The following is an 8,713-nucleotide window of genomic DNA, read 5'->3' as shown; positions in this document are numbered from 1 at the left end:
GCGGCGCCGCGACCCACGCGGCGCCGCGGCCGGCGGGGCGGCTACGCGCTACAGGTGAAGATCGCCGTGCCCGGGAGGTGGCGGCCCCTGAGGGGGCTCCACCCGCCCCAGACGCGGGCGTGGCCCTCCGGCCACTCCGGCTCCATGAGCGAGGTCACGGTGAGCCCGCCGGCCACGATCAGGCCGATCCAGTCGCCCATCGTCCGATGGTGCTCGACGTAGGCGAGCCTGCCCTCGTCGTCGGTCTCGGCGTACGGCGTGCGGTCGAAGTAGGAGCGGTCGGAGGTGAGGCCCCGCTCGCCCGGGTCGTCGGGGAAGGCCCACCTGATCGGATGGCTCACCGAGAACACGAACCTGCCGCCCGGCCTGAGCACCCGCTTGACCTCGGCGAAGACGCGCGCTGGCGCCGCCACGAACGGCAGCGCCCCGAACGCCGAACACACCAGGTCGAAGACGGCCGCCCCGAACGGCAGGCTCTCGGCGTCGGCCTGCAGCACGGGCACCCGCGACCCCGTCTCCAGGTCGATCCGCTGCGAGTGGCGAAGCTGCCGGTGGGAGATGTCGAAGGCCACGACGCGCGCGCCCCGCGTGCTCAGCCAGCGCGAGCACTGGGCGGCGCCGCAGCCGATCTCCAGCACGTCCTTGCCCGCGACGTCACCGAGCAGGTGCGCCTCGGCCTCGTCGACCCCTTCGGGGCACCACACGAAGCCGGCGTCCCGCAGGAACTCGCCGTGCTCCACCTGGTAGTCGTCCGCGTTGCCGTCCCACCAGGAACGGTTGGCCCGCGACGAAGCCGACAGCACTAGCGCATCTTCGGGCCGCGCGGCATCCGCGCGCCCTTGGGCATCGGGCCCTTGGGCATCGGCAGGTTCTTCGGCAGCGAGCGCAGCCGGTCCTTCACCTGGTTGACCGCGGGCTTCTTGAGGTTGCGCGGCAGCTTCATCAGGTGGCGCTGGAGCTTGCCGAGCGGGATCTGCCCCTCGCCGTCACCGCACTGGATGTCGTAGACGGGCACGTCCATGGCGACGCGCTGCAGGCGCTTCTTCTCGCCGACGAGCATCTTCTGCACGCGGTTGCCCGGCCCCTCGGAGACCAGGACGATGCCCGGGTGGCCCACGACCAGGTGCACGAGGTCCTGGTCACGGTTGGCGGCGATCGCCGGGGTCACCTCCCAGTTGCCCCGCATGCCCTGCAGCACCGCGGCCGCCGCGCCGGTCTGGCCGTCGAGCAGGCTGTACTGGGCGCGCTGCGCGAGCTGGCCGAAGACGACCAGGCCCACGGTGAACGCGAGCATGACGCCGATGAAGATGGAATACCAGAAGAAGCCAGTGACCAGGCCGATCACGATGACCACGGCCAGCGTGGCGACCGCCGAGAGGAAGACGATCGGCATCCCCTTGGGATTGGCCTGCTGGATGATCTTCGCGATCATGCGGAGCTGCTTGATGCGCCCCGGCTTTTCTGGGTCTACGGGCTTCGCCATGTTGTGAAGGATACAAACACCCCCCGCCGGAGATGAAAACGTGACCCTCCACGTTTTTCTCCGGGGCCGGCCGTACCTCGCGGAAAAGCCGGCGCGGCCCCTCGAACAGCGGGGTTTTCCTGCCCTTCAGGCGCGGATCGAACGGTCACCAAAACCCGCCGGGCGACGCCGAACCCGGCGGAAATGACCGGCAGCCCGTCCGCCCCACCGGCGCGCCGATCCTGGCGTGCGTCCTGGAGGCCGCCCCGTCGGCGGCTCGGGTCTTGACGGCGCTCAGACCTTGACGGTGACCGCCACCCGCGGGTCGGCAAGGCTGCGGCCCGCCGCGATCGTGTACTCGCCTGGCACGGTGCGCCAGCCGTCCTCCGTCCACACCTGGAAGGCCCGCTCGGGCAGGAACACGGTGGTCAGCACCGTCTCGCCCGGCGCCGCCTCCACCACGTCGAAGCCGGCCAGCCACCGCGCGGGCCGCTCGTCGGGCGTCACCGGCGACACGTACAGCTGCACGACCTCCCGCCCTGGGCGCGTGCCGGTGTTGGTGACCGCGACCGTCACGGTCGACCCCTCGGCCGCGATGGTGTCGTACGACCAGTCCGTGTAGCCGAGGCCGTGCCCGAACCAGAACGCCGGGGTACGGCCCAGCCGCTCCCACGCCCGGTAGCCGATGAAGACGCCCTCCTCGTAGGCGACGGCCCCGTCGACTGGCGTGACGTCGACGACGGGGCTGTCGGCCAGCCGTACCGGCCAGGTGGTTGGCAGGCGGCCCCCAGGCTCGGCGTCGCCGTACAGGACGTCGGCGAGCGCCGATCCCGCCTCCTGGCCGGGGAACCAGGTGAGCAGCACCGCCGCCACGTCGGCGGCCCACGGCATCTCCACCGGCGAGCCCGCGTTCACCACGACGACCGTGCGCGGGTTGGCGGCGGCGACGGCGGCGATCAGCTCGTCCTGGCGGCCGGGCAGGCGCAGGTCCTTGCGGTCGAAGCCCTCGCTCTCGACCTCCAGCGTCGTGGAGGCCACGACCACGGCCACCTCGCACGCGCGCGCCGCGGCCACGGCCTCGGCGATGAGCGCGTCCTGGCCGGGGGAGGGGTTGGCGTGGCCGAGGGTGAAGGCGACGAAGGCCATGCCGCTGAAGGCGCCGGCCGGATGCGTCACCTCCACCTCGTACGGCCTGCCCGCGGTGAGCTCGACGACGACGCGCTTCTCGGGCGGCGCCAGGAACGCCGCGGCGGGGTCGTCGCCCTCCAGCTCGATCGTCTCGTCGAGCACCGTCGCGCTGTCCACCCGCAGCGTGAAGGGGCCCACCCCGGCCACCGACAGCTCGTGCGCCCCGGTGAGCTCGGGCGTGTAGGCGGCGCGCAGCCGCACCGCGCGCAGCCGCTCGCCGTCCACGTCGGACGGCAGCTGGCCGACCCACCGGGCCTCCGTGGCGGCCAGCGGGTGCTCGGCCAGCACCTGGCCGCCGTCGCCCAGGAACTGCGCCGCCGTCGGTACGGCCAGCGGAGCCAGCCGTACGCGGGGGTCGGTGCCGAGCGCGTACCTGACCTCGCCGCGGGCGCGCAGCCCCTCCAGGGGGGAGACGGTGCGGTCGGGGAAGACCTGGGCGCTGCCGCCACCCATGATCCGCGCCTCGTCGGCGGCCGAGCCGATGAGCGCGAGGGTCGGCGTCCCGGCGAAGGGAAGCAGCCCGCCCTCGTTCTTCAGCAGCGTGAAGGAGCGTGCGGCCACCTCGCGGGCCAGCGCCACCCCGTCGATCGACCCGGCCCGCGCGCCCCGCAGGGCCTGCTCTGCCCGCGGGGCCTGCTCTGCCTGGACGGTCTGGTCGGCCGGGGCGGCCGCGTTCGCCTCGCGCGCGCGCAGCGCCCCCACGCGGGCGGCCAGGCGCAGGATGCGGCGTACCTTGTCGTCGATGACGGACTCGGGCACCCGGCCCTCGCGGACGGCCTCCTCCAGCTTGTCGCCCCACGGCCCGAACGGGCCTGGCATGGCCACGTCCGTGCCGCCGACCGCCGCCGCCTCGGTGGACCGCACCGCCGTCCAGTCGGACACGACGTAGCCGTCGAAGCCCCACTCGTCCTTGAGCACACCGTTGACCAGCGCCGAGTGCTCGGTCATCGTGGTGCCGTTGACCGCGTTGTAGGCGGTCATCATGCCCCACGCCCCGGCCTTCGCCACCCGCTCGAAGGGGGCCAGGTATGCCTCCCGCAGCACCCGGTCGGTGACCTTGACGTCGACGGTGAACCGGTCGGTCTCGAAGTCGTTGGCCACGAAGTGCTTGGGCGTGGTCGCGACGCCGCCCTCCTGCACGCCCTCCACGTAGGCGGCGCCCAGCTCCCCTGTCAGGTAGGGGTCCTCGGAGAAGCACTCGAAGTGGCGTCCGCCGAGCGGGGAGCGGTGCAGGTTGATGGTCGGCGCCAGCAGCACGTGCACGCCCTTGCGCCTGGCCTCCTGGGCGAGCAGCCGGCCGACCTGGCGGACCAGGCCGACGTCCCAGGTGGCGGCCAGCGCGGTGGGGCTCGGCAGCGCGATGGAGGGGTCGGCGGAGCTCCACTGCTCGCCGCGCACGCCGATGGGCCCGTCGCTCATGACGAGCCGGTCGAGGCCGATCTCGGGGACGGCGGGCAGCGACCACATGTCCGCGCCGGTGAGCAGGCGGATCTTGGTGGCCAGGTCCAGCTGGGTGATCAGTTCGTCGAAGTCCACGCAGCCAGTGTTAACCAGAAAACTTACCGCTTACTAGGTTTGTTACTATTGCGTTACCTGTAGCGGGGTGTCCGGGCAAAAGAAAAAGGCCGCACGGCGTGCGGCCTTTTCTCGGTGCGGTGGTCAGGCGTTCTGGCGGGCCGCCATGGCCTGCTGGTAGAGCCGGCCCGCGCGGTACGACGAGCGCACCAGCGGACCCGACATGACGCCGGCGAAGCCGATCGCCTCGGCCTCGGCCTGCAGCTCGACGAACTCCTCCGGCTTCACCCACCGGTCGACGGGATGGTGGCGCGGCGTCGGGCGGAGGTACTGGGTGATCGTCAGCAGGTCGCAGCCCGCCTCGTGCAGGTCGCGCATCGCCTGGATCACCTCCTCCCGCTCCTCGCCCATGCCCAGGATCAGGTTGGACTTGGTGACGAGCCCCGCCTCGCGCGCCTTGGTGATCACCAGCAGCGAGCGCTCGTAGCGGAAGGCGGGACGGATGCGCTTGAAGATCCGCGGCACCGTCTCGATGTTGTGCGCGAACACCTCGGGCTTGCTGGAGAAGACCTCCTCCAGCTGTTCCTGGTTGGCGTTGAAGTCGGGAACCAGCAGCTCGACGCCGCAGCCCGGCAGCAGCGAGTGGATCTGCCTGGCCGTCTCGGCGTAGAGCCAGGCGCCGCCGTCGGGCAGGTCGTCACGGGCGACACCGGTCACCGTGGCGTACTTCAGGCCCATCTGCTGGACCGACTCGGCCACCCGGCGCGGCTCGTCCTTGTCGTACTCCTTGGGCTTGCCCGTGTCGATCTGGCAGAAGTCACAGCGCCTGGTGCACTGGTCGCCGCCGATGAGGAAGGTCGCCTCGCGGTCCTCCCAGCACTCGTAGATGTTGGGACAGCCCGCCTCTTCACAGACCGTGTGCAGGCCCTCCCGGCGCACCAGCGATTTCAGCTCGGTGTACTCGGGACCGGTCTTGAGCTTGGTCTTGATCCACGGGGGCTTGCGCTCAATAGGGGTTTCGGCGTTGCGCACCTCCAGGCGGAGGAGCTTACGGCCATCAGGAGCAACGGTCACCGTTAAAGCTTACGTCGCTCAACTTATGAGACCGAACCCGCGGGCGGCCCTGGCATAGTGGCCGGCGAGTTCGGTGTCGATGACCGCCGACTCGGCCGCGCCGAGCAGCCGCGAACCCGGCGCGGAGGTGAGCACGCCGTCGTCGGACAGCCGGGCCCGCGTCAGCGCCGCCTGCCTGATCTGCTCCACGCTCTCGCCGCGCAGCACCGCCGCCTGCATCGGCGCCAGATAGCTGCGGCCCGCGATCAGCTCCTGCAGCTCGGTCAGGTCCTTCTCGGTCACCGCGCGCAGCGTGATCGCCCGCCGCCGCTCGGCCGCGCGCGGGTCGCCCGAGCGGATCAGCCACCGCAGCAGGTGCTCGGCCGCCAGCACGGGCCAGCCGAAGATCCTGCCGACGGTACGGCCGAGCATGCCCGCCACGTTGTAGGAACTGCTCGGGGCCCAGGCGCCGAGCGTGAACGCCATGGCCACGTCCGCCTCGGTGCGGGCGCTCAGCGGTTCGGAACCCAGCAGCGTGTGGCGCCACTCGCCGAGCGTCGACAGCGCGCCCTCCACGATCGGCCCGTCGAGCGTCTCGGCCGCGGCGTACGCGCCGGCGACCACCGTCACGCGCTGCCGCGGCGACAGCGCCAGCCACAACGGCAGGCCGATGACCAGCGTGGGGGTCCTGCGCAGCCCGATCCGGGGGCAGCTCGCGACGGTGGCCAGGTCCAGCACCGCCACCTGGGCGGGTCTGGCCACCCCCACCTCGTCGGCCACGCGCTCGGCCAGGCCGTACAGCGCGGGGGCGGCGTCGCGGTCGAGCACCTCCGCGTCGGCGGGCAGGCGGGCGAGGCGCGGGCGCAGCAGCACCCCGATCCCCACCAGCACGGCGCCCATCAACCAGGACACGATCCGGGTCGGCCCGTTGAGGATGATCGACACGCCGAGCACCACGAACCCCAGCGTCAGGGCATGGACAGCGAGGGATAGGACAAGAGCGGCAATCCTTCGCATGTCGCCGATACTAGAAGCGGCGCACCCCGATGTCAGCGCAGCTTTGCCAGTGCTTGGAGAAGGTCCTCCTCGTGCATGTCGTGCGGCTCGGCTTCCAACGCCTCCGCCAGACGTTTCTCCGCGTACGGCATGACCTCGTCGACCACGATCCGCCGGCCCGACTCCTGCGACAGCGAGGTGACACCCGCGTCGGTGATGCCGCACGGCACGATCCTGCTGAACCAGCTCGGGTCGTTGGCGCAGTTGAGCGCGAAGCCGTGCATGGTGACGCCGCCCACGATCCTGATGCCCACCGCCCCGAGCGCCCGCTCGGGGCCGCCCTCGTCGCGGACCCAGACGCCGCTGCGCCCCGCGACCCGGTGGACGGCCACCCCGAAGTCGGCGCAGATCTGGATCATGGCCTCTTCGAGCGCGTGGACGTAGGCGCCGACGTCGCCCACCCGCATGATCGGATAGCCGACGAGCTGACCAGGGCCGTGCCAGGTGATGCGGCCGCCCCGGTCGACGTCGACGACGGGCGTGCCGTCGGCGGGCCGCTCGTGCGCCGCCGTACGCCTGCCCGCCGTGTAGACCGGCGCGTGCTCCAGCAGCAGCGCGGTGTCGCCGAGCGTGCCGGTCACCCTGTGGGCGTGGACGCGTCTCTGGAGTGTCCAGGCCTGCTCGTACGGCACGTCCACACCAAGACGGACAATCGTCAGCTTCGCCACAGATAAAGGTTACTCACAAGAAACGACCACGGGACCGCAATGAGGTTCCTCTGGCCTGCTCGCCAGGTCATCACGACCCCGTGGGCGCGACCGTCGTCAGGCGGTGAGCAGCCTCGGCTCGATCCTGAACTCCTTCACGCCGCCCGCGCCGTCGTGCTCCACCCGGTAGGCGTAGCCCGCGGGATCGACGGTGACCGCCTGGATGAACTCGGTGCCGACGTAGTGCAGGCCGACGCCTTCGTCGGCGGCGTAGCCGTCGGGCAGCTCGCCGCTGGCCACCGACTCGTGCAGCAGCTGCCTGCGCTGCGGGTCGGAGTTGTAGTGGACGCCACAGGAGTAGGGCAGCAGGCCCAGGCCGTCGGCCCACACCTGAAGCTTCGGGCCGAAGGAGTCGGTGTTGCCGCCGACGTGCCAGCACAGCGCGCCCGCGCTCTGCCCCGCCAGCACCACACCGGACCGCCACGCCTGCTCGAAGGCCTCGTCAAGGCCGTGCAGGCGCCACAACGCCGCCAGGTTGGCCACACTGCCACCACTGACGTAGATCATGTCCTGCTCGAGGATCCAGGCCCGCGGATCCTCGACGTTGGGCATCGGGAAGACCGTCAGGTGGCTCACCTCGACATCCCAACCGGCGAAGGCGCCGTACATCTTCAGCAGCCAGTCGGAGTCGTCGCCCGTCGCGGTGGCGAGCAGGCCGAGCTTGGGCCGGTCCTGGCCGGTGAGGTCGAGCGCGTAGCGCAGCAACGGGCTGGCCTGCAGGAAGCCGTAGCGCTCCGTCGGCTTGAAGGACCCGCCGCCGATGGCGAGGATATGGGACTGTCCTGACCTGGTCATGTGCTACCCCCACGGTGAGTCGGACGAACGGCTCACTAGAGTACGGCCGCCAGCGCCTCGTCGAGGGTCGGATGAAGGAACCTGAAGCCGCTGTCAAGCAGTTTGGACGGAACGGCGCGCTGTCCGATCAGCAGTCCTTCGTCCGCGAAACCGCCGAGCCCCGCCCGAAGCGCGAACCCGGGAACCGCGATCGGCATCGTCGCCCGCTTCAGCGCCCTGCCCAGCGCCAGCGTGAACTCCTTGTTGGTCACCGGCTCCGGCGCGGCCACGTTCACCGGCCCCTCCAGGGCCCGGTTGTTCAGGATGTGAAGGGCCGCGCGGACCCAGTCGTCGAGCGTGATCCACGACCACCACTGCCTGCCCGAGCCCAGCGGCGCGCCGAGCCCCATCCTGAAGATCGGCAGTATCTGCTTGAGCGCCCCGCCCTGCGCCGACAGCGTGATCGCGGTTCGCAGGGTCGCGGTCCTGACGCCCGCCTGCGTCGCCTGGCCGGCCTCGGCCTCCCAGCGCTCGCACAGCTCGGCCAGGAAGCCCTCGCCGCGCGGGCCGCTCTCGTCGGTCACCCGGTCGCCCGTGTCGCCGTAGAAGCCCGCTCCAGAGGCGGACATCAGCACCTCCGGCGGGCTCTCCAGTTCCTTCAGCGCGGTGACCAGCGTCCTGGTGCCCATCACTCGGCTGTCGAGGATCTCGCGACGGTAGTCGTCGCTCCACCGCCGCTCACCGAGGCCCGCGCCCGCCAGGTGGACCACCGCCCGGGCGCCCTCCAGCACGGCCCGGTCGACGACGCCCTTGTCGGGCTGCCAGAACGACTCGTCGGTACGGCGCGGCGTCCGCCGTACCAGCCGGACGACGTTCTCGCCCTCCGCGGTGAGCGCGCCGACCAGCGCCCTGCCGAGCAGACCTGACGCGCCCGTCACGATGATCGCCATTCCTCCAC

8 protein-coding genes are annotated in these 8,713 nt (G+C 71.5%); all 8 read right to left on the bottom strand.

Features of this window, described 5'->3' with window-relative positions; all coding sequences use genetic code 11:
* Positions 1 to 41 precede the first annotated feature (41 nt).
* The 8 genes from ACWDLG_RS18735 to ACWDLG_RS18700 all read right to left on the bottom strand — a co-directional run bounded on the left by ACWDLG_RS18735 (position 42) and on the right by ACWDLG_RS18700 (position 8,705).
* A complete protein-coding gene (locus ACWDLG_RS18735; protein WP_449921422.1) occupies positions 42 to 803 on the bottom strand; it encodes a class I SAM-dependent methyltransferase in 762 nt (253 codons plus the stop codon).
* Complete coding sequence (locus tag ACWDLG_RS18730) at positions 803 to 1,483, bottom strand: DUF4191 domain-containing protein (protein ID WP_449921419.1); 681 nt, start codon at positions 1,481 to 1,483, stop codon at positions 803 to 805. Before ACWDLG_RS18730 ends, ACWDLG_RS18735 begins: the two co-directional genes overlap by 1 nt.
* Positions 1,484 to 1,756: 273 nt before the next feature.
* A complete protein-coding gene (locus tag ACWDLG_RS18725) occupies positions 1,757 to 4,186 on the bottom strand; it encodes a beta-glucosidase H (protein ID WP_449921418.1) in 2,430 nt (809 codons plus the stop codon).
* A 123-nt stretch (positions 4,187 to 4,309) separates the two neighbouring features.
* On the bottom strand, positions 4,310 to 5,239 hold the full coding sequence (gene lipA, locus ACWDLG_RS18720; RefSeq protein ID WP_449921417.1) for a lipoyl synthase: 930 nt from the start codon (positions 5,237 to 5,239) through the stop codon (positions 4,310 to 4,312).
* A gap of 18 nt (positions 5,240 to 5,257) precedes the next feature.
* Positions 5,258 to 6,235: a M48 family metallopeptidase gene (locus tag ACWDLG_RS18715; protein ID WP_449921415.1), complete on the bottom strand. Its 978-nt coding sequence runs from the start codon at positions 6,233 to 6,235 to the stop codon at positions 5,258 to 5,260.
* A 32-nt stretch (positions 6,236 to 6,267) separates the two neighbouring features.
* Complete coding sequence (gene lipB / locus ACWDLG_RS18710) at positions 6,268 to 6,942, bottom strand: lipoyl(octanoyl) transferase LipB (RefSeq protein ID WP_354919549.1); 675 nt, start codon at positions 6,940 to 6,942, stop codon at positions 6,268 to 6,270.
* Between the two features lie 96 nt (positions 6,943 to 7,038).
* A complete protein-coding gene (locus ACWDLG_RS18705) occupies positions 7,039 to 7,776 on the bottom strand; it encodes a Type 1 glutamine amidotransferase-like domain-containing protein (protein WP_354919546.1) in 738 nt (245 codons plus the stop codon).
* A 35-nt stretch (positions 7,777 to 7,811) separates the two neighbouring features.
* A complete protein-coding gene (locus ACWDLG_RS18700) occupies positions 7,812 to 8,705 on the bottom strand; it encodes a TIGR01777 family oxidoreductase (protein WP_449921411.1) in 894 nt (297 codons plus the stop codon).
* Positions 8,706 to 8,713 lie beyond the last annotated feature (8 nt).

The organism is Nonomuraea sp. NPDC003727 (assembly GCF_053586935.1).
Note: the sequence above shows the minus strand (reverse complement) of the source record. Positions and strands in the feature narration are given on the sequence as shown.

Excerpts from the sequence above, each read along its gene's own strand:
- ACWDLG_RS18730 (WP_449921419.1), bottom strand. The coding sequence starts at position 1,483 with ATGGCGAAGCCCGTAGACCCAGAAAAGCCGGGGCGCATCAAGCAGCTC.
- ACWDLG_RS18715 (WP_449921415.1), bottom strand. The coding sequence starts at position 6,235 with ATGCGAAGGATTGCCGCTCTTGTCCTATCCCTCGCTGTCCATGCCCTG.
- ACWDLG_RS18705 (WP_354919546.1), bottom strand. The coding sequence starts at position 7,776 with ATGACCAGGTCAGGACAGTCCCATATCCTCGCCATCGGCGGCGGGTCC.
- ACWDLG_RS18700 (WP_449921411.1), bottom strand. The coding sequence starts at position 8,705 with ATGGCGATCATCGTGACGGGCGCGTCAGGTCTGCTCGGCAGGGCGCTG.